We start from the raw sequence: 20,137 nt of genomic DNA on the forward strand, positions 1-20,137 counted from the left end.
AAAACAGTTCTCATCTCCAATCCGTTTTTCCGCCTCCTCTTATCTCCCTTCCTGAAATCCTTCTCCGAACACTTCCTTTGTCGGAGATACAATCACAAAGGCTCTGGGATCATGGCGATCAATGATTTCCTTTACCTGATAAAACTGCTTTCTGTCTACAGCGCAGGTCAAGGTTTCGCATTCCTTCCCGCTGTATCCGCCAATACTTTTATAAAAGGTAGTTCCCCGGTTCATGGTGCGCATAATCTCCTCTGCGATTTCTCTGTTTTTATCTGAATGAATCGTAATCATGCTTCCCCGGTTCATGCCATAAAGCAGCATATCAATCGTCTGCGTCGTGCAGACAATCGATATCAGGCCATACATTGCCGCTTCAATCTCCCGAAATACCAGGACAGAACCTCCTACAACAAAAAAATCAATGACCATAATTGCATATCCCGTCTGCATATAAGGGCGAAATTTCTGCAGCAGCTTCGCGAGAATATCCCCGCCGCCTGTAGTTGAATTCCGCATAAATACCACAGCCATTCCCGCTCCTGTAAAAATGCCGCCAAAGGCAGCTCCAATCAGCCGATCCCCCGTATACTGCGGTATGCCCAACCAGCCAAATCCGTCCAGTATCACGCTCATCCACACTACAGTACCTATCGTTTTCCATGTCATCCGGCGTTCCAGAAACAGCCAGGACGCAGCAAACAGCGGAAGATTGATCAGCAGACTCAGAGCTCCGATTGGAAGCCCTGACACATAATTGATCATCAGCGCAATTCCGGATACGCCTCCCGGTGCAATCTGGCAGGTATCAATAAAGCACCACATCCCCACTGCCTGCAAAATTCCTCCTGCAATATCGTAAACCAAATCCTTTCCCCGCTCCCACAGACTTGACTGAAACTCTCTCTTCATTCTGTATCCCCTCCTCATTCTCTGTTCTCCGCCTGCGCCGGCCGCTTCAGAAACCAAATCCATTTTCGTCCATAGCCCTCCTGGCGAAGTATATTCCTATCACAGGCTCTTTTCCTATCACAGAAAAAAAGAAAAGGACAGAAATTTTTCCTTCTCTGTCCTTTATCATACACCAATATTGGTTTATTGATTCTTTTTCTTGTTTTCCGCAAATTCTTCTTTTACCTGATCCATCAGGCCATCTGTCATAATTAAATCCATAGACGCGCCGGCAATAGCCTTAGCTCCGTATAAGATACAATTATGAGCCGCCTCTGTCTTTCCGGCATCTACAAATTCCTGAGAATGGGACGACGTTCCTTCCGGCACAAATGCCACACGAATACAGGAGCCGGGAATCTCATACATTACATTGCCGAAATCTGTGGATCCTGTCTTCTCTCTGGGCGGCGCCAGCTGAGGCGCACCGGCCAGCTTGGCATTGTTCATCAGCAGCTCATTTAACTTCAGCACTGGAATCTTATTAAAGAAGAAGGTTCCCTCCTTGATTTCATAATCCACTCCGGCAATCAGAGACGCGCCCTTGATAATATCCAGGAACCGTTCGCAGACTCCCTCCAGAGTCTTTCTGGAAAAGGAACGGATCGCAAATTCTCCCTCTGCCTCTGCCGGAACCACATTTGCCGGTCCCGGAAGCTTTGCTACAGTATAGTGCATTCTCACATCATCCGGCACATGCTCTCTTAAAAATTCAATTCCCTGGAACGCTGCAAGCAGCGCATCAAAAGCGCTTCTTCCCTTATCCGGAGCCAGCGCTGCATGGGCGCGTTTTCCATGGAAGGTAACATGAAAGCTTCTCTGAGCCAGACAGCGCACATCCGTACAGGTATTGGGGCCACCATGCATCATAAAGGCCACATCCAAATCATGGAAGCACCCTTTTTTGATCATATCGCATTTTGAGCCCAATGTTTCCTCCGCCGGAGTTCCATACACCACAATCTGGAAGGGACGATCCGTATCCAGATTTTTAAGAGCAACCGCAGCGCCCAGACAGCCAGGCCCCTGCATATGGTGGCCGCATCCATGGCCCAGTCCACGTAGCGCATCATACTCACAGAGAATTCCAATCACCGGACCGCCTTCTCCGTGACTGTACACTGCCCGGAAAGCTGTTTTATAGCCGCCAACTCCCATTTCTACGGAAAATCCGTTTTTTCTTAAATAATCTGTCAGCAGACCAGCGGCAAAAACCTCTTCTCCCTCATACTCCGGATTGTCGAAAATCTGATCCGCCATGGACCAGAGTTCCTCTCGCTCCTCGTCAATCCGCTGGAATAACTCTTCCTTCCTCATAACAGTTCCTCCTTACATAGGTCCAAAATGAATCAGCTGCGCTCCGATTAGCAGCACAGTTCCCACAATCAGCCACAGAATGAAAATCTTCCACATAAACCGCATCCATCTGTCATAAGGAATATTGCAGGCGCTGATAATTCCCATCAGAGCAGTAGAAGTCGGAAGAATATAGTTACAGAATCCATCGCCAAAGTTAAATGCCAGAATCGCTGTCTGTCTTGTTACCCCAATCAAATCAGACAGGGGAACCATAATCGGCATCACCGCTGCTGCCTGACCAGAACCGGAGGTCAGGAATACATTGATAACGGTATTGGCAATCAGCATAGCCGGAGCCTGGAGAATGGTGGGTACACTGCCAAGTCCGCCTGCCAGAGTATGAACAACCGTATCAATGATTTTTCCGTCGCTCATGATCGCGCTGATAGACTGAGCCAGTCCAATGATGATCATGGCAGACATCATTTTCTTGCAGCCCTCCAGGAAGTTTTTAGAAATTGTTGCGCTGTCAAATCCCGAAATAACGCCAACAATAATTGCCAGCCAGATAAACATAGCAGCCATCTCCGGCATATCCCAGCCCCATTTGATGCTGCCGAATACAACAACCACAAGAGAAACCACCAGCGCAATTACATTCAAAATCTTTCTCAGATCGATGGTTCCAAAGCTTTCCAGATCTCCGCCCTTATTCAGCTCATTATCCTTATCCAGATCATACATGGGGCTGACAGTCGGATCTTTTTTCACCTTTAATGCATACCGGATCAAGGCAATATTGGTGAATACATAATACACAGCAAAGCAGATCCAGCGGTATCCGATACCAGAATACGGCGGAAGCTCTGCAATCTTCTGAGCTACCAGGGTTGTGTTGGGATTCAGGGTACCGGTAGAAAATCCAATGGCACCGCCCAGCAGAATAATCGCCGCACCTGTAATCGAATCAAGACCAATGGCCAAAGACAGCATCACCATAACCGGTGCAAAAGCAATAAACATATTAACGCCCTGAGTTGTACAGATCAGACCAAACATCAGCGTCAGAATCGGAATAAACACATAGAGATTGTTGGAGAATTTCTTCGCCAGCTTTGCAATCACAGCCTGCAGAGAACCGGACTGGGTCAGCATATGAAAAGCTCCGCCGGAAAACAAAATGACCAGCATCAAATCTACCCGCTTAACAAATGCCTTCACAATGTACATGGGAATCAGCAGCGGATTCACCGGAGAGCGCTCCAGGTACTGGAACTGAGTCGGATCAATGACCTTGATTCCGTCTGCATTCTCAATCCGGACATATTCCCCTGCCGGGAGAATCCAGGTCATGGCTACTGCCGCAACAATGATCGTAAACACAATCACAAAGCTGTGCGGCATCTTAAAACGTTTTTTCTTTTTCTCACTCATAAAAAGCCACCTCCTAAGTATACTGTTTTTATTATACCTAGGGGCGGCTTTCGTGACCATTAGCAAAAACTGAAAGCAAGATTAAATTTTTTATATTGTAGAAACAAAAATGAATTTTTAGTATTGTTTCCGCACGGTTTCGTACAGAATCTCAATCAGCCGATTTTCACATTCCGTTAAGACACGTCCCTTCCGGTAGGCAAGAATCAGTCTGGAATAAAAGGAATCTCTTCCTATATAGTAATATCTTACATTCTGAAATCGGGACATATTTTTTATGTACCCAAGACGGTTAAATCCTATTCCCAATCCCAGCTCAACCATACTGATAATAATATCAAAATGGGCTACCTCCAGGATTCTTCTGGGCCGGATATGGTTCTGCTCAAAAATCCTCTCCGCTGTTTTCCGCATACTCTGTGCCATAGTCGGAAGAATAAAGGTTTCTCTGTCCAGATGGATCATATCCAGATGCAGATAATCATCACCGTCTTCCTGGTATGCATATGCGTTAGCCGGATGATCTGCCGGAAGCGCTACCAGAACCTGCTCCTTTGCCAGTTCCCGGTAGGTTACATCGGCCAGTTCATCCCGGTACATAGTCACCACAAAATCCACCGTTCCTTCCCGATACATGGCTGCCAGTTCCTCCTGGTTTCCATCCCGGAAAATAATTTCCACATCCGGATATTCTTCCATAAACCTCTTTAGCAGCTCCGGCGCTATAGAGATTGCCCGCCTCTGCTGAATGCCAATTCGAATGGACGGATGAGCCTTGCGCCTGGCATGATCCACCAGACAGTCAAACTCATCCTTCATTTCCAGCATTTTTCTGGCTCTGGACACATATTCCTCTCCAATCGGCGTCAGCACAAAGGAGCGGCCTGTCCGGAGAAAAAGAGAAATGCCCAGATATTTTTCCAGATTACTGATATAAACACTGAGAGCTGACGGAGAAATATAAAGCTCTTCTGCCGCTTTAGAAATTGTCTGGCACCTGGCCAGAGTACACACATACTGCTGTTCCTTTAAGTTCATACACACTCTCCGAAGGCGTCCATTTCCGCCCAGTCTGTCATTTGCTTACAGGATTTGTCATAATCCATATTCCAACATGGCCCCGGCTGAAAAGCCGGGGCCATAAGTCTTGCTTCATTTATCAGGTTCTTTGCCTCTCCTGACAAAGAACTCATTCTTTCATTTCCAGACGTACCAGAGCTCTCTTTAAGGCCATCTCTGCGCGAAGCACATCAAGATTTGCATCTTTAGAAGCCAGCCGGTGCTCTGCACGGCTGCGGGCTTCTTCTGCACGCTTAAAGTCAATCTCATCCGGCCATTCTACCACTTCAGCCATAATCGTCACTGTCTCCGGCAGGATAGTAATAAATCCGGAATGCAGGGCAGCCACTTTGACTTCTCCTGCCTCATGGATCTTCAATACGCCCGGAGCCACAACCGCAGTCAGCGGAATGTGGTTGGGATAAATACCAATATCGCCCTCCGTAGTTGTCAGCTCTACCATAGTAACCTCTCCATCGTAGAACCGCTCCGTAGGAGTGACAATCTGTAATTTCATTCCATCAGCCATAGACGTACCCCCTATTTCACACGGGCAAGAACGTCATCAATATTTCCGGCATTGAGGAAATACTGCTCCGGAATATCATCATGCTTTCCTTCCAGAATCTCCTTAAAGCCCTGAATCGTCTCGCTGAGAGGTACATAACGTCCTTCCAGACCAGTAAACTGTCCTGCAACGAAGAAGGGCTGAGACAGGAATCTCTGAATCTTTCTTGCACGGGATACAGTCAGCTTATCTTCCTCAGAAAGCTCATCCATACCCAGCATAGCGATAATATCCTGCAGCTCTTTATATTTCTGAAGTACCTCCTGTACTCCACGGGCTACCTTATAGTGCTCCTCACCTACCACACGGGGATCCAGAATGCGGGAGGTAGACTCCAGCGGATCCACTGCCGGGTAAATACCCAGCTCAACGATGGAACGGCTCAGTACGGTGGTTGCATCCAGATGTGCAAAGGTATTTGCCGGAGCCGGGTCAGTCAGGTCATCTGCAGGTACATAAACAGCCTGTACAGATGTGATAGAACCGTTCTTGGTAGAGGTGATACGCTCCTGAAGAGCGCCCATCTCTGTCTGCAGCGTCGGCTGATATCCTACTGCGGACGGCATACGTCCCAGCAGAGCAGATACCTCAGAACCTGCCTGAGTGAAACGGAAAATATTATCAATAAACAGCAGTACGTCCTTACCGCCCTGATCACGGAAATACTCTGCCATAGTAAGTCCTGTCAGACCTACTCTCATACGTGCTCCCGGCGGCTCGTTCATCTGACCGAATACCATGGTGGTTTTATTGATAACTCCGGAATCAGTCATCTCATAGTAAAGGTCATTTCCTTCACGGGTACGCTCGCCTACGCCGGTGAATACAGAATATCCGCCGTGCTCTGTGGCGATGTTACGAATCAGCTCCTGAATCAGTACGGTTTTGCCTACGCCGGCGCCGCCGAACAGACCGATTTTACCACCCTTCTGATAGGGGCACAAAAGGTCAACGACCTTGATACCTGTCTCCAGAATCTCTGTCTCTGTAGACTGTTCCTCAAAGGTAGGAGCTTTTCTGTGGATTGGAAGATATTCTTCCACCTGTGGCTTTTCTTTATTGTCAATGGGCTCGCCCAGCACGTTGAAAATACGCCCCAGCGTATTCTCACCAACCGGAACCGTAATCGGCGCTCCGGTTGCAATGGCGTCCATACCACGTCTTAATCCGTCGGTTGTTCCCATAGCGATACATCTGACCGTATCGTCACCAAGATCCTGGGCAACCTCAACAACCAGCTCACCGCCGGTTTCCAGCGGAATTTTGATTGCCTCGTTGATTTCCGGGATCTTGCCCTGGGAGAACTTGATGTCCATAACCGCACCGATAATCTGTGTGATTTTACCAGTATTTTGCTCTGCCATCTTGCTTCTCCTTATATTTATTGTAACAGCTCAGCCATGCATCTTATTGTCCGCTGTAAGCGGGCAATAAGTACCGGGCGTCTGCCCCGTGAACCGTTACGATTTATTGGTTTCGCAGCAGCCCGTTTTTGTCGGACTGCCGCTTTCTTGTGCATCATTTATCAGCTGATTGCATTGGCGCCTGCAATAATCTCCGTCAGCTCCTGAGTAATGGAGCCCTGACGGGCGCGGTTATACTGCAGCTCCAGCTTGCCCAGCATCTCTTCTGCATTGTTTGTTGCCGAATCCATGGCCGTCATACGTGCGCCGTTTTCACTGGCTACTGCCTCCTGAAGCGCGCCGAAAATCAGACTGCTCATGTATTTGGGAATAATCATATCCAACACAGTCTCTTCATTGGGCTCATAGTTCATAAGAGCCTGAGCCTTCTCTGTCTCATGTTCTCCGTCTTCTCCTGCCTCCATAGTAAAGGGAAGGAGCTTAATCAGCTTCGGAATATGGACAACCGTATTTTTGAAAGAGGTATATGCCAGATAAATTTCGCCAATTTCGCCCCGGCCAAAGGAGCCCAGCAGTTCTTTTGTCAGATCCGCCGCATCCTGATACACCGGTTCATTGATTACCTCAGAGTAATCTCCCTTGATCTCGTAGCCTTTTTTTGACAATCCGTCACGGCCCTTCCGTCCGATTGCGTACACACAGGTGTCTTCTGCCTTCAGCTCCGGATTTCCCACAATCAGCTTGACGATATTGTTGTTATATCCGCCTGCCAGACCGCGGTTAGAGGTAATGGCAATCACTGCCTTTTTCCCGCTTCCGCCGGCCTTTAAATACTTGTGGTCAATATTTCCGGATCTTTTCAGCATGGACGAAATGGTTCCATACATCATGTCAAAGTAAGGTTTGGAATTTTCCGCCTTCTGTCTTGATTTCTGCAGCTTTACTGTAGAAACCAGCTTCATGGCCTTGGTAATCTGTCCGGTGCTCTGGATACTGGCTTTCCTGCGTTTTATATCTCTCATGGATGCCATGATATTTACCTCACTTTCGTGTCAGCTCACAGCTTTCACGGCTTTTGTCCGCCCGGCGTTCCCTTTCTGCCGCTTCCGGCCTGTTCTGCCTGACGCGCCTTTGCCTACCGCTGTGCCTTACACTCCTTGATTGCCTTTACCAGAAGCTCCTCTGTCTCCTCCGTCAGTACCTTGGTATCGCGGATAGAAGCCGGAATCTCAGGATATTTTGTATCAATGTATTTGAATAATTCTTTCTCAAAACCAAGTATATCTGCAACCGGAATATCCAGAAGATATTTCTTGGTAGCTGCGTAAATGATGATTACCTGGTACTCAACCGGCATGGGCTGATACTGAGGCTGCTTTAAAACCTCACGGATACGCTCACCCTGAGCCAGCTGCTCCGTAGTAGCCGCATCCAGCTCGGAACCGAACTGAGCAAAACTTGCCAGCTCACGGTACTGAGCCAGCTCTACACGGATAGGAGCTGCAATCTTTTTAATTGCCTTAATCTGTGCTGCACCTCCTACACGGGATACAGACAGACCTGCATTGATTGCCGGACGGAAACCAGAGTTAAACATCTCAGTCTCCAGATAAATCTGACCATCTGTAATAGAAATTACGTTGGTCGGAATATATGCGGATACGTCGCCTGCCTGGGTTTCGATAATCGGCAGTGCAGTCAGGGAGCCGCCGCCTAAATCGTCAGAAAGACGGGAAGCACGCTCCAGCAGTCTGGAATGCAGGTAGAATACGTCGCCCGGGTAAGCCTCACGTCCCGGCGGTCTCTTCAGCAGAAGGGACAGGGTACGGTAAGCAGCTGCATGCTTGGTCAGGTCATCATAAACCACCAGCACGTCCTCTCCGTTTTCCATCCATTCCTCACCGATCGCACAGCCGGAGTAAGGAGCAATATACTGCAGAGGAGCCAGATCGGAAGCAGTGGATACTACGATAGTAGTATAATCCATGGCGCCGAACTCCTCTAAGGTTCTTACAATATTGGCTACTGTGGAAGCCTTCTGGCCAATCGCAACGTAAATACAGTGTACGCCCTGGCCCTTCTGGTTAATAATGGTATCAATGGCAATCGCAGTTTTACCAGTCTGACGGTCACCGATAATCAGCTCACGCTGTCCTCTTCCAATCGGAATCATGGCGTCAATCGCCTTGATACCGGTCTGAAGGGGGGTGTCTACGGATTTTCTCTCAATAACACCGTGTGCCACACGCTCAATGCGGCGGAATTTCTCAGTCTCGATGGGACCCTTGCCGTCAATCGGCTGTCCCAGAGCATTGACCACGCGGCCGGTCAGGGCATCGCCTACCGGAACCTCAACTACGCGGCCAGTGGTCTTTACAATGTCGCCTTCACTGATGCTGCTGCTGTCACCTAACAGAACAACACCTACGTTATCCTCCTCCAGGTTCAGGACCATGCCGTAGTTCTCTCCCGGGAATTCCAGAAGCTCACCCTGCATGGCTTTTTCCAGACCATGGATACGGGCGATACCGTCCGCAACCGTGATAACTGTGCCGACATCCGAGACTTCCAGTTTGGTAGAATATTTCGCAATCTGTTCTTTAATTACCGAACTGATTTCTTCTGGTCTCAAATTCATTTTGCAGTTTCCTTTCTGACTGTTTATGCTAACTGAAGACTGGAAAGCTCCTTCTTCAGTTCATAAAGCCGTGTTTTAATGCTGCTGTCCACTACGTGATCTCCAATGCGGATTACCATACCGCCCAGCAGAGCCGGGTCTACAGAATAGTGCATCTCAAAGGCCACATAGGCGGTTGTTTCCAGCAGCTTCTTTTCCAGACCTGCCTTCTGCTCCGGCTTCAGCTCCACCGCGCTTGTCACGTAAGCGGCGCCGATTTTCTTGTACTCCTTCACCCGCTGGATGAAATAGTCCAGTACCGGAATCAACTCACTTTGTCTGTCTTTTTCGACAATGATTGCTAAAAAGCCCATCAGCTCGATTTCCACCCGGTTTTCAAATACCTGGCGGATAATCGCTACCTTATCCTCCTTCACAATCTGAGGATTGCCAAGAAGAGCAAGGAGCTCCGGGTTCTCCTTTAAAATGGGAATCAGGGCGTTTACTTCCTCATAAAGGGTGTCCACCTTATTATTTTCCATGGCGGTCTCAAACAATGCATCGCCGTACACCTTTGACACTAGCTTTGCCATGTGCTCTCACCCATCTCTTTCAAAGTCTCATCAATCAGCGCATCCTGAATCTTTCCATTCATGGAGCAGCCTACAACCTTTTCAGCCATCAGAGCAGCAATGTTGACAACCTCCTGTTTCATGTCGTCAACAGCTTTCTTCTTCTCCAGCTCAATCTCACGGTTTGCCCGCTCAATGATTCTGGCTGCCTCTGCCCTGGCCTCTTCCAGCATTTCCTCCTCACGGGCTTTTGCTTTTCTCCGTGCGGTTTCCAGAATGCTCTCTGCTTCTTTGTTCACGTCCCTAAGCTTTGCTTCATACTCTTCTTTCAGAGCTGCCGCAGACGCCTGATCCTGCGCCGCCGAAGCCAGTTCGCCGGCAATCTTCTGTCTTCTCTTTTCCAGCACGTCACGAACCGGATTGAAAAGCAGATAGGACAGTGCAAAGAACAGGATAAAGATATTGATACCAGTCAGCACCGCATCATGCAGAAGCTGCGGGTCAAATCCTATCAGTCTGTCCAAGTCTTTAGCCTCCTTTCGCTACATTCTCCTGTCTGTTCTGTCTATTAAGCGGAAAACGGCTTAACGAACATCAGGATGATTGCAACAACCAGGCCGTACAGACCGGTGGTCTCGGCTACTGCCTGACCAAGCAGCATGGTAGAAGTAATATCAGACTTTGCGCCCGGATTGCGGCCTACTGCTGCAGCGCCGTGTCCTGCTGCGATACCCTGTCCAACACCAGGTCCGATACCGGCGATCATTGCCAGACCTGCACCAATTGCGGAACAACCAAAGATAAAGTCCTGTCCTGAAATATTCATAAATGTAGTCCTCCTAAATCAATTTAAACGTAAAATATGAAGTGTTGTATTTCACTGCATGTTCCCGCCATTATTCCATCTTATCATTAATATATACCATCGTAAGCATACAGAATACGTACGTCTGGATACATCCTGAGAATAAATCGCAGTAAACATGGAGTGCTGCCGGAATACCGATGTTTGCGAAAATTGGCATCATTCCATACCACAGTCCCATAATGATAACGCCTGACAGCAGGTTCGCAAACAGACGCAGGGAAATGGATAGCGGGTTGGCCAGCTCACCGATTAAGTTAATCGGGAACAAAATAGGCGTAGGCTCAAACAGGCTTGTGAAATGACGCATGCCGCGGTTTTTGATTCCCTGGTAGTTCACAATGAAGAAGGTGACCATACCAAGCAGAAATGTAACGCCATAGTCTGCAGTGGGCGCACGAAGTCCCAGCATACCGCTCAGGTTGCAAAACAAAATAAACAGGAAAATCGTACCAATATAGTTGATAAACCTTCTTGCATTGCCGCCCAGAATACCGCCAGCCATATTGGCAAGGGCTTCATAGGCCATCTCCAGCGCATTCTGGAACATCCCCGGTTCATCCGTTGCCTTTTTCAGGGTCCGGTTTGCCAGAAATGCAATCAGCAGAATTAAAGCAGAGACAATCCACATTCCAATGGTGGTTGTTGTAATCCAAAAATCCTGTCCGAACATATGATACTCAAAAACGCCATGTATCATAAAGTCAGGTTCATTGGACATCAGCATTCCCATTCCTATTCTCATACACTGTCCTCCTTTCTTCTGTATTCCAATACTTTTCTACCGGTTTTTCAGAGCTGCCTGAACTAAACTGCTCCCGGATACTTCTGATTCTCCGTCTCTGACGGCTCTTCCAGCTCCTCCAGAATGGCTTTTGCAGGCTCCTCCTGATATCCCGATATTTTGCGGACCAGCGGCTGCAGATAAGCTCCCGCCTTCATTCCCATGGCTCCCAGCACCGCTGCCAGCAGGTCAATCTTCAGCACACGCCAGAAGAAAAACAGGGCAGCTACAAACATTACCTTCCGGAGAAGGTTCTGAGCCACAGTAAGCTTGCTGGCGTAGTTTTCACTCTGACTGTCCAGGGCCCGCTCTGTTATGACAGCCATATGAACCAGCATCATCATGGCACCTGCCGCTCCCACTATAAGCCCCAGAATTACCGGAACTACCGGATAGGAAAATCCGGGAAGAAACAGGACTGCCAGAACCGCCAGAATCACATTCCACAGGATCACTCCTACAGACATCTCCAGAAGCAGCCGTTTTGTTGGTCTGCTAAGCCATATCATCTTTCGTCTGCCTCCTTCATTCTATTCTTCGGTTCCTCCGACTGTCCTGCCGCAAAAATACGGCTGGACTGCTTTGGCTTGCTGATTCCCGTTCTTGATGTCAGAGCTCTGCTCTCCTTTCGGATGCGTTCGTCCTCCTTCTTCTCCTGTTCCAGAGTCCGCTTTGCCATCCCCCAGGCACACCGTCCCCCTGACAGCACACCGAGAATCACCATTGGAATCATCACACTTCCCCCCAGATGGGAGTCCACCTGATATCCAATGAAAACACACAGAAAGACAGGTGTGATTACGCACAGGCCAAGCTGCGTTATCATCGCAAGGCTCCGAAATACACTTTTTTTGTAATGCATCACTGTCCACCCTTCTCTGTATTTTTGCATGTACCTACTATTATACCCAATACTTTTTATTTTGTCCATTATTCATAGGAATTTCGTAAAAATAACATTCAGATTGTACAACACTTTAAAGATTGTCACAAATTTATCATTATTATCACCAATCCTGTCCATATTATTTTGTTAATTTTCCATAGAAATCCAGAAAGTTTATGGATTTTACACTTTTTAAATCACAAAATTTTTCAGGTACACCGATAGTTTTTTCCTTTTCCAGGCCATATATCAAAATTCTGTTAAGGTTCCTCTCTGATTATATGATTTTTGTCAACAAATCATACAGGTTCCGTTAAGAGTCCGGAAAACCTATTTTCATCTGAGGGATTACCGTCTAAAATACAAAACAGTGATTGCCGATATTTCATTCACATAAATCCATATTTTGAGAGAGGAGATTTTGTCTTATGAACAGTATTTTAATCTGGATGATTACTATTTTATATGGAGTAATCGGAGGCGTTTCCACCCTGGCTCTTGTCGCAGGTATTCCAGCCATCATCTTCTGGAAATTCTACCGCCGGGCAGCTCTGAAAATCTCTATTATGGATTAACGATTTGCCTATTTCTACACTTCCTTTCTTTCGGAACATCCGAAAGACAAATTCGCCGGAGAGACAAAGAGGTGCTTTTATACGCACAGCTTCGTTTCTCCGACGAATTTTTATTTTTCATAATTATAACCGTTTTACAGAGCCTGACGAATCTTCTCCGCAATCTCTTCGCACTGGGCATCGTCAAATACGACTCTTCCCGGATTCATCTCAAAGGTTCCGCCATACTCGAATTCACCCTCATACTTGGGAACAAGATGCATATGCAGATGGCAGCCGGTATCTCCGTAAGCGCCGTAGTTTACTTTCTTAGGATGGTAAACCTTGTGAATGGCGCGGGCAGCTTTTGCCACATCTGCAAAAAATGCATTTCTCTCCTCGTCCGTCAGTTCAATCATCTCGCTGATATGCTTGTCATGAGCCAGAATCAGACGTCCCGGATGACTCTGCTCCTTAAATACATACAGAAAGCCTGTATCCATCTTACAGATAGGGTAAGCGAACTTTGCAACCAAATCTCCCTGCATACAGTATGCGCAATTTACATCTTTCATGTCTTGTACCTTCCTTCTTCAGATTAGCCGTAGCAGCTGTATTACTGCTTCTATTCTACTCCTGTTCCCGCTCATGCGCAAGTAAAACTGGCGAAAAGAAAAGCCGAAGTCTTCCGACTCCGGCCTTTCTTGATACAGGTCTTTTTTATCAGCCTGCCATGGGATGTACTCCCTCATTATTTTCTTCCTTCTCTTCAGACTCCTCAGTCGGCTTAACTGCCTTTTTCCAGGCATGCATAGCCAGTGCCATAGCGATAACGCCATAGGATACGAATACACGGAAATACTCACCGATGACCGGATCGCCGAACAGCTCCTTACCAGCCAGCGGAGATACGATAAACAGTGTATGGAACAGGACAATACCCAGCAGAGCCTGCTTATTGGTAGCCTTCTGTACAGAAGCGCCTCCTACCAGAAGAGCTGCAATCGCAAACTGTCCCACCTGAGTATGAGCGCCGTAGGTGGACAGGGTTCCCACATTCTGCAGGAAGATCAGCTGTCCCCAGCTCGCCAATACCGTTGAGAAAATCATGGCAATGATACGGGTTCTGTCTACGTTGATACCGGAAGCGTTTGCCACGGCACGGCTCTGACCTACCGTTCTCATATTCTGGCCCAGACGGGTCTTCAGAAGAACATTGTTAAATACGCAGAGAGCTGCAATACACAGGTAAGTCATAACCGGAAGCTTCACCATAATCAGCACCTTGTACAGGGCCGGAATATAGGTCAGACCATATACGACTGCTGCTGCCGCGATATATCCAAGAGCTTTTTTGGTATTAAACGGCTCGCCGCCTTCCTCAGATTTGGCCGCCAGCTTTGCTTTTACAAACTGCGCTGCCTGAACAATCACAGTCAGGAGACAGCAAAGCTCCACTGCAGAAAGCAGAAGCAGACGGTCAGCAGATAAGAACCGCTCAACCGGACCAATAAAGCTGATTCCATAAATCACAACTGCTGCTGCCACCGTGCTTCCTGTTTTCTTCCAGTTGTTCTCCTGCTTCTTAGCCAGCTTAAAGGCCAGGGAGCAAACCGTTCCAATCAGGAACAGATAGAAACCAACCTCCAGAATCGTCAGCATGGGAACATTGTCCAGAGCATATTTTACGGTATCCTTTAAGTCAATGGTATTCTTAACACCAACACCTGTAGGAATCATCAGCTTGGTATTTACCATAGGAATAATACCGCCGAATACAAACAGGAAAATAAACTGATAAATTCCTTCTGCAAAATATCCCAGCACCAGACCGCCGATCATCTCGCTGCCCTTCATATGGTTAAACAGCTTACCTACCAGATAACCAAAAAGAACAGAGAACGGAGTTGCCAGAGCTGCCGTCACCAGAAATCCGCCGAAACCGGTCAGACCCCAGTATGTTGTCAGAAACAGAGCAATCTGCGCAGACATGGCTCCGATAACAATACCAAAGTTCAGTCCCATGCCGGCAATAACCGGAATAATCAGGGAAAGTACAATAAATGAGTTACGCGCAATTCGAGTAAACAGCTCCGGAATAACAAAAGTCAGCGGCTGCTTTGATGCAATGGTTGCGCCTACACACAATAATATAAACAGAATTACTACTTTATTCTGAAACAGAATATCCTTCAGCTTCTTATTCACGGCCGTCACCTCCCTTTGCCTGAGTCAGAGCGTAGATAATAATACCGTTGGAAATAATCATACGCATAACCTCGGACAGGTTTCCTTCCGGAATAATCTGGTTTACAACCGGAAGTCCCAGCGTCATGATACCCTGGAACAGGAATGTACCAATCAGTACATGAACAATCAATGCCCTCTTCGGTGTTGCACCGCCAATCAGCACTGCGGCTACAGAGGTAAAGCCCATCATCATCGGTCCGTTATACAGCTGCATAAAGCCGAAGCCCTGCGCGTACACCAGAATACCGACTGCCGCCAGCACTGTGGAAATGGTGGTTCCAATCAGGCGCATCTTATTTACATTGATTCCTGCTGCTTTGGCAAACATGGGATTGGCGCCTGCAGCAGTCATTGCCATACCGGTTTTGGACCGCATAAACAGCCATACCAGGAAGCACATCAGGAAGAAGAACAGCAAAAGACCGGTCGGGAACAGGAAATCACCCATTCCGAAAGCCATTGTCTTATTCATAACCTCACTGAAAGAAGATGCCAGAGAAATGGTATTACGCATACCTTTACCGGCATTGGGCCAGATCAGCTCACCATTATCAAAAGGAAGCAGCATCCAGACCATATTCATAAATGCGATAACAGAGAATCCCACATAAGTGGTAACTGTCATCTCAGAGCCCTTTACCCGGTTTAACAGCAGTCCATAAAGATAGCCGATTCCCGTAGCCAGAACCACACCAATCAGAATTGCCACCAGAATTGCCACCCAGGCTGCAAACAGCGGATGAATGGCTACCAGAGACGGATTCTGTGCAATATTCAGCTGAATGACAATAATACCGCCCAGCAGGCCTCCTACGATACCCATGGAGATACCAAAGTTCAGGCCAATTCCGCACTGAACCGCAGGCACCATAGCCAGGGCCAGAATTCCAAACATACCCCAGCGGCGAAGGATATCACCGAAAAACTGCGGCATATTCATCTGAAAGGCTGATGCCCCGATAACCAGCAGAATAAAGAATCCTGCAATAATAATACGCGGCAGGCCGAATTTATTTATCATCTTTTTTAATGGATTATCCATTGTTCTGACCTCCTTTCCATGCTCCGGACATTGCCAGTCCAAAGTTTGCATCTGAATCATCCGGAGACAGGATACATGCCAGCTTTCCGTCAGAAACGATGCCTATCCGGTCAGAAATGGACCGCAGTTCTACTAATTCAGAGGAAACAATAATTACTGTTAATCCGGTTTCCCGGTTCAGCTTTGTCAGGTACTCCAGCACCAGCTTTTTCGCACCGATATCAATACCACGGGTCGGCTCTGATACAAACAGAATATCCGGCTCCAGAGTCAGCGCACGAGCCAGACACACCTTCTGCTGATTTCCGCCTGACAGCCTTCCTGCTGCCTGACGAATTCCAGTACAGCGAATATCCAGGGTCTTTACCATATTTTCTGCATGAGCCTTGGCTGCTGCAGAATCGTAAAGATGCATCCAGCCGATTTTCTTTAAGAACTTGCCATTGGTGTACATGGCGGAGAAGATAATATTCTGCTCAATGCTTTCATCCAGCAGAAGACCTACGCCCCGACGATCCTCAGAAACAAAGGCAACCTTGTGTTCCAGGGCATCGCCCAGCTTATCCAGATTCAGAAGCTCGCCGTTGATCCTGACCTCGCCAGATGCCTTGTACAGCCCCATGATTCCATTGGGAATTCCCAGCTTACCCTGTCCTGCCAGGCCGCCAATACCGAAAATCTCACCTTTCCGGATATCCAGGTCAATTCCTTTTACCTGCTCGCCAGGCATATCTACCTTGTAGTTGCGAAGACTTACAGCAATCTCCTTGTCACTGATCTTACGGGTATCCGGCTCAGAGCTTTCATCTACCAGCTTCTCTACCTTACGGCCAATCATCAGCTCTGCAATCTCAACTACGTTGGTATCTTTAATCTCTTTTCTTGCAACGAACTCGCCATCTCGAAGAATGGTCATACCGTCCGCCACTGCCATAACCTCGTCCAAACGGTGAGTAATGAAAATAATAGCAATGCCCTGGGATGAAATCACCCGCATGGCTTCCAGAAGACGATCTGCCTCAGACTCTGTCAGAACTGCTGTCGGCTCGTCGAATACCAGAATCCGAATACCAGTCTTATCCAGCTCACGGGCAATCTCAATAAACTGCATATATCCTACTGGAAGACCTGCCACCTTCACATAGTCCTCAATCTGAAGTCCTATGGTCTTTAACGCCTTCTTGGCATCCTTTCTCATGGCCTTTGTATCCAGGGTTTCCATGGATTTGCCAAAAAGACGGCTTGCCAGGTTCGGCGTACTGATTTCACGTCCAACCTTAATATTCTCTGTAACAGTAAATCCCGGAATCAGCATAAATTCCTGATGCACCATACCGATGCCCAGCTCCATGGCCTTTAAGGGGGTATCGATGACTACATCCTCGCCACCTACCTGAATCGTTCCCTCATATCCTCCCGTATTGTGAATCACAGGCATACCAAACAGGATATTCATCAGTGTGGATTTTCCTGCTCCGTTCTCTCCCATCAGCGCATGAATCTCGCCGGGACGAATATGCAGGTTTACTCCTTTTAAAACACGGTTGCCGTAATATTCTTTGGCAATGTTGTCCATTTTAAGGACATAGATTTCGTTCGTGTTCTCCAATTCAATAACCTCTTTCTACATTCATTTGTTATAAGTCTCACAGGGCACTTCCTGTAAGGAAAAAGAGTTCCTCTCTGCACTCCCCATCAGGCGAAACGCTTTTTCTTTACAGAAAGCATCTCCTGTACAGAACCGCCGTCCCTTTCAACCGTTCTGTATACAGGAAAAGGTTCCGCCAACTTTCGCCGTAATGCGTCTGTTGGCGAAACCCTGTTGCTCCTGAATTAATATGGTTTCAGCCGTTCTTTATTCAAAAGTAACAAAATCAGACATAACCAGGAAATGATTGTCCTTAGCATTGCCACTGTCATCTACATAGTGAGCAATGGTCATCTTTGCATCCGGAGTATACTGCTCTGCACATTCCTGAATGGTGTCACGCAGAACCTGCTCGTCCAGAACCACACCATTGGTCTCGCCTTCCAGAACCTTCTTTGCATACTCAACGCCTGCATTTACGAACAGCATATTACAGGGAACGCCCCAGGTGGAAACACGTCCGCCCATGTTGTACTCGTCAACCTTGGCCTGCAACTGCTCCATCATGTAGGTTACATCAGCCTCATGACCAGCCATGTCGATATTAAGAGCTGCCGGGAATGCGTGGAACGGAGACGGACAGCACTGTAAGCTGTAGATAGCGCCGTTCTCAAATACGGAACGAATCAGCGGCTCCTGCATACCACAGTTGGTGGTGAAGAATACAGTGTCCTTGCCGTACTTCTCGATCTGACGCGGAACATCCTCCAGGATGAACTGCTGAGCACCGGTAATACCAGAGTCACCGGTCGGGTCCGGAGCGGTGACGTCAACCATCTCGATACCGTTCTCTTCACAGTACTTCTTCATGTTCTCGTGACGTGCAACGATCAGAGCGTAGCTCATGTGACGCGGGAAAGAGTAGTGAATCAGAGTCTTTGCACCCTGCGCCTTTGCCTGCGGCGGAATCACAGTACCGCATCCAGGCTCGTCAACCTGCAGAACGATATCAGCCTTCGGGTTAATAACGCCCGGGTCCTCACCAGGAGTACCTGCAATGAAGATCATGTCAGGACGGGTCTCACGTACTTTGTCGATTGCAGCTGCGGTTCCCGGAACTGCCTGACACCAAACAATTGCCTTAACCTCTGGATCAGAAGCCATTGCTACTGCATTGGAAATCAGAGTCTCGGTTTCAGTGGTAAAGTTATCCGGATAGGTAGCGGTAACAATCATGTCACCGTACTTCTCTTTCATCTTGTTGGCCTGAGTAATCTCCTCATCACCCTGAGATGCTGTACCGGTAAGAATACCAATCTTAAAAGGCTCAGCCTCTTTCTGCTCCTCTGCTTTGGTCTCAGCTCCCTCTGCTGATTCCCCTGCTGCTGCAGTAGTTGCTGCCTCAGTCGCCGGTGCTGCTGTTGTTGCTGCCGGCTCTGCGCCGCGACAGCCTGCCAGAGACAATACCATTGCCGCTGCCATTGTCAGACTTAAGAAACGCTTTTTCATTTTTCTCCTCCTTATAAGTGTCTGTATTTATTTCAATATACTCCTGCGAGCATACAGAAATCAAATTTGGCAAAAAAATAACACATCCGTCGGATCTCCTGTAAAACTAGTCACCTTTTTTGATTTCACTAAGTATAGCACAAGCAAGTGTCTTTTGTCCAGCTACTTTTGTATGCGACAGGCGAATTTTTTCTGAAAGATTGTCTGAAAGTCATGAAAGTCACGCTATTATAAAACATATTTTCTGTTTTTCTTCTGCTGACAGATAGTTTTCTCGATTCGCCTGTAGTTATGAAACAGGCAGCAGCCTCTCCAGAGTTCTTCTTTCCGGAGAGGCTGCTGCAATTTCAAAGCCCTATCTCTTATTTCTGTACCCAGACACCCTGGCTGTCTACCTGATAGCCGTCCGGCGTCATACCTGACTGATACAGCGCTCCCTGAGGCATTCCTGGGTTCTGCTGCTGATTCACAGTCCATGCAGACTCCTGGCGGGTCCAGCCAGTATTTCCACGGGTAATGTCATTGAGGAAGTACCACTTGCCATCAATATTCCGCCAGCCTGTTGCCATAGCACCACTTGGAAGCAGATAATACCAGTGCTGATCCTTTGTCTCAAAATACCAGCCTGTTCTCATATAGCCCTCTGCATCAAAGCAATACCACGTATTCTGAATCAGACTCCAGCTGTTCGTCTCATAGCTGCCGTCTGCGCGGCGATATCTCCATCTGCCGCCCTCGTTCTGCCAGATTCCGGAAGCAGACACTGCCGGACCTCGTGATGAAGAGCCAGAGGAACCA

20 protein-coding genes and 1 pseudogene are annotated in these 20,137 nt (G+C 47.8%); 1 reads left to right on the forward strand and 20 read right to left on the reverse strand.

The annotated features are described in order from the left end of the window. Positions 1 to 39: 39 nt before the first annotated feature. From ACESON_RS02020 to ACESON_RS02085, 14 genes are all read right to left on the reverse strand, one after another. Positions 40 to 909, reverse strand: a complete 870-nt coding sequence (locus tag ACESON_RS02020; RefSeq protein WP_177959938.1) for a YitT family protein — start codon at positions 907 to 909, stop codon at positions 40 to 42. 183 nt (positions 910 to 1,092) lie between these two features. Continuing rightward, entirely contained in the window at positions 1,093 to 2,265 is a 1,173-nt protein-coding gene (locus tag ACESON_RS02025) for a M20 family metallopeptidase (protein ID WP_373108268.1), read from the reverse strand. Between the two features lie 12 nt (positions 2,266 to 2,277). Further along, a complete protein-coding gene (locus tag ACESON_RS02030) occupies positions 2,278 to 3,681 on the reverse strand; it encodes a Na+/H+ antiporter NhaC family protein (RefSeq protein WP_177958236.1) in 1,404 nt (467 codons plus the stop codon). 117 nt (positions 3,682 to 3,798) lie between these two features. Further along, on the reverse strand, positions 3,799 to 4,719 hold the full coding sequence (locus tag ACESON_RS02035) for a LysR substrate-binding domain-containing protein (protein ID WP_177958235.1): 921 nt from the start codon (positions 4,717 to 4,719) through the stop codon (positions 3,799 to 3,801). Between the two features lie 151 nt (positions 4,720 to 4,870). Further along, on the reverse strand, positions 4,871 to 5,269 hold the full coding sequence (atpC, locus tag ACESON_RS02040) for an ATP synthase F1 subunit epsilon (RefSeq protein WP_177958234.1): 399 nt from the start codon (positions 5,267 to 5,269) through the stop codon (positions 4,871 to 4,873). Between the two features lie 11 nt (positions 5,270 to 5,280). Next, positions 5,281 to 6,672: a F0F1 ATP synthase subunit beta gene (gene atpD, locus ACESON_RS02045; RefSeq protein ID WP_177958233.1), complete on the reverse strand. Its 1,392-nt coding sequence runs from the start codon at positions 6,670 to 6,672 to the stop codon at positions 5,281 to 5,283. Positions 6,673 to 6,833: 161 nt separating this feature from the next. Beyond that, a complete protein-coding gene (gene atpG / locus ACESON_RS02050; RefSeq protein WP_373108270.1) occupies positions 6,834 to 7,703 on the reverse strand; it encodes an ATP synthase F1 subunit gamma in 870 nt (289 codons plus the stop codon). Between the two features lie 104 nt (positions 7,704 to 7,807). Beyond that, the gene (gene atpA / locus ACESON_RS02055; RefSeq protein WP_177958231.1) at positions 7,808 to 9,310 is read right to left on the reverse strand and encodes a F0F1 ATP synthase subunit alpha; all 1,503 of its coding nucleotides are present in this window, start codon (positions 9,308 to 9,310) and stop codon (positions 7,808 to 7,810) included. A gap of 23 nt (positions 9,311 to 9,333) precedes the next feature. Continuing rightward, entirely contained in the window at positions 9,334 to 9,882 is a 549-nt protein-coding gene (gene atpH, locus ACESON_RS02060; protein WP_177958230.1) for an ATP synthase F1 subunit delta, read from the reverse strand. Next, positions 9,870 to 10,385 carry a F0F1 ATP synthase subunit B gene (gene atpF / locus ACESON_RS02065; protein WP_373108273.1) on the reverse strand — a complete coding sequence of 172 codons (516 nt, stop codon included), beginning with the start codon at positions 10,383 to 10,385 and terminating at the stop codon, positions 9,870 to 9,872. The genes atpH and atpF overlap by 13 nt, the downstream gene beginning before the upstream one ends. A gap of 44 nt (positions 10,386 to 10,429) precedes the next feature. Next, positions 10,430 to 10,687: an ATP synthase F0 subunit C gene (gene atpE / locus ACESON_RS02070; RefSeq protein ID WP_177958228.1), complete on the reverse strand. Its 258-nt coding sequence runs from the start codon at positions 10,685 to 10,687 to the stop codon at positions 10,430 to 10,432. A gap of 70 nt (positions 10,688 to 10,757) precedes the next feature. Continuing rightward, positions 10,758 to 11,471: a F0F1 ATP synthase subunit A gene (atpB, locus tag ACESON_RS02075; protein ID WP_373108274.1), complete on the reverse strand. Its 714-nt coding sequence runs from the start codon at positions 11,469 to 11,471 to the stop codon at positions 10,758 to 10,760. A gap of 62 nt (positions 11,472 to 11,533) precedes the next feature. Then, positions 11,534 to 12,019 (reverse strand): hypothetical protein, encoded by a 486-nt coding sequence (locus tag ACESON_RS02080; RefSeq protein ID WP_177958227.1) that lies wholly within the window; start codon positions 12,017 to 12,019, stop codon positions 11,534 to 11,536. Next, positions 12,016 to 12,372, reverse strand: coding sequence for an AtpZ/AtpI family protein (locus ACESON_RS02085; protein WP_177958226.1), 357 nt, complete (start codon positions 12,370 to 12,372; stop codon positions 12,016 to 12,018). The genes ACESON_RS02080 and ACESON_RS02085 overlap by 4 nt, the downstream gene beginning before the upstream one ends. A gap of 452 nt (positions 12,373 to 12,824) precedes the next feature. Between ACESON_RS02085 and ACESON_RS02090 the strand changes: the two genes are divergently transcribed. Continuing rightward, positions 12,825 to 12,971 carry a hypothetical protein gene (locus tag ACESON_RS02090; RefSeq protein WP_177958225.1) on the forward strand — a complete coding sequence of 49 codons (147 nt, stop codon included), beginning with the start codon at positions 12,825 to 12,827 and terminating at the stop codon, positions 12,969 to 12,971. Positions 12,972 to 13,105: 134 nt separating this feature from the next. Here ACESON_RS02090 and ACESON_RS02095 read toward each other — a convergent pair whose 3' ends face one another. From ACESON_RS02095 to ACESON_RS02120, 6 genes and pseudogenes are all read right to left on the reverse strand, one after another. Continuing rightward, complete coding sequence (locus ACESON_RS02095; RefSeq protein WP_177958224.1) at positions 13,106 to 13,525, reverse strand: HIT domain-containing protein; 420 nt, start codon at positions 13,523 to 13,525, stop codon at positions 13,106 to 13,108. A gap of 148 nt (positions 13,526 to 13,673) precedes the next feature. Next, the gene (locus tag ACESON_RS02100) at positions 13,674 to 15,158 is read right to left on the reverse strand and encodes an ABC transporter permease (RefSeq protein WP_177958223.1); all 1,485 of its coding nucleotides are present in this window, start codon (positions 15,156 to 15,158) and stop codon (positions 13,674 to 13,676) included. Next, positions 15,151 to 16,242, reverse strand: a complete 1,092-nt coding sequence (locus ACESON_RS02105; RefSeq protein WP_177958222.1) for an ABC transporter permease — start codon at positions 16,240 to 16,242, stop codon at positions 15,151 to 15,153. The genes ACESON_RS02100 and ACESON_RS02105 overlap by 8 nt, the downstream gene beginning before the upstream one ends. After that, positions 16,235 to 17,818, reverse strand: a complete 1,584-nt coding sequence (locus ACESON_RS02110; protein ID WP_177958238.1) for an ATP-binding cassette domain-containing protein — start codon at positions 17,816 to 17,818, stop codon at positions 16,235 to 16,237. The genes ACESON_RS02105 and ACESON_RS02110 overlap by 8 nt, the downstream gene beginning before the upstream one ends. A gap of 279 nt (positions 17,819 to 18,097) precedes the next feature. Further along, positions 18,098 to 19,339, reverse strand: coding sequence for a DUF3798 domain-containing protein (locus tag ACESON_RS02115; RefSeq protein ID WP_177958221.1), 1,242 nt, complete (start codon positions 19,337 to 19,339; stop codon positions 18,098 to 18,100). A gap of 362 nt (positions 19,340 to 19,701) precedes the next feature. Next, a pseudogene (locus ACESON_RS02120) lies at positions 19,702 to 20,137 on the reverse strand (hypothetical protein); the annotation flags it as partial.

The organism is Lachnoclostridium sp. Marseille-P6806, from assembly GCF_964238185.1.
GTDB lineage: Bacteria > Bacillota > Clostridia > Lachnospirales > Lachnospiraceae > Brotaphodocola.

Excerpts from the sequence above, each read along its gene's own strand:
- ACESON_RS02020 (WP_177959938.1), bottom strand. The coding sequence starts at position 909 with ATGAAGAGAGAGTTTCAGTCAAGTCTGTGGGAGCGGGGAAAGGATTTG.
- ACESON_RS02025 (WP_373108268.1), bottom strand. The coding sequence starts at position 2,265 with ATGAGGAAGGAAGAGTTATTCCAGCGGATTGACGAGGAGCGAGAGGAA.
- ACESON_RS02030 (WP_177958236.1), bottom strand. The coding sequence starts at position 3,681 with ATGAGTGAGAAAAAGAAAAAACGTTTTAAGATGCCGCACAGCTTTGTG.
- ACESON_RS02035 (WP_177958235.1), bottom strand. The coding sequence starts at position 4,719 with ATGAACTTAAAGGAACAGCAGTATGTGTGTACTCTGGCCAGGTGCCAG.
- atpC (WP_177958234.1), bottom strand. The coding sequence starts at position 5,269 with ATGGCTGATGGAATGAAATTACAGATTGTCACTCCTACGGAGCGGTTC.
- atpD (WP_177958233.1), bottom strand. The coding sequence starts at position 6,672 with ATGGCAGAGCAAAATACTGGTAAAATCACACAGATTATCGGTGCGGTT.
- atpG (WP_373108270.1), bottom strand. The coding sequence starts at position 7,703 with ATGGCATCCATGAGAGATATAAAACGCAGGAAAGCCAGTATCCAGAGC.
- atpA (WP_177958231.1), bottom strand. The coding sequence starts at position 9,310 with ATGAATTTGAGACCAGAAGAAATCAGTTCGGTAATTAAAGAACAGATT.
- atpH (WP_177958230.1), bottom strand. The coding sequence starts at position 9,882 with ATGGCAAAGCTAGTGTCAAAGGTGTACGGCGATGCATTGTTTGAGACC.
- atpE (WP_177958228.1), bottom strand. The coding sequence starts at position 10,687 with ATGAATATTTCAGGACAGGACTTTATCTTTGGTTGTTCCGCAATTGGT.
- atpB (WP_373108274.1), bottom strand. The coding sequence starts at position 11,471 with ATGAGAATAGGAATGGGAATGCTGATGTCCAATGAACCTGACTTTATG.
- ACESON_RS02080 (WP_177958227.1), bottom strand. The coding sequence starts at position 12,019 with ATGATATGGCTTAGCAGACCAACAAAACGGCTGCTTCTGGAGATGTCT.
- ACESON_RS02085 (WP_177958226.1), bottom strand. The coding sequence starts at position 12,372 with ATGCATTACAAAAAAAGTGTATTTCGGAGCCTTGCGATGATAACGCAG.
- ACESON_RS02090 (WP_177958225.1), top strand. The coding sequence starts at position 12,825 with ATGAACAGTATTTTAATCTGGATGATTACTATTTTATATGGAGTAATC.
- ACESON_RS02095 (WP_177958224.1), bottom strand. The coding sequence starts at position 13,525 with ATGAAAGATGTAAATTGCGCATACTGTATGCAGGGAGATTTGGTTGCA.
- ACESON_RS02105 (WP_177958222.1), bottom strand. The coding sequence starts at position 16,242 with ATGGATAATCCATTAAAAAAGATGATAAATAAATTCGGCCTGCCGCGT.
- ACESON_RS02110 (WP_177958238.1), bottom strand. The coding sequence starts at position 17,818 with ATGGACAACATTGCCAAAGAATATTACGGCAACCGTGTTTTAAAAGGA.
- ACESON_RS02115 (WP_177958221.1), bottom strand. The coding sequence starts at position 19,339 with ATGAAAAAGCGTTTCTTAAGTCTGACAATGGCAGCGGCAATGGTATTG.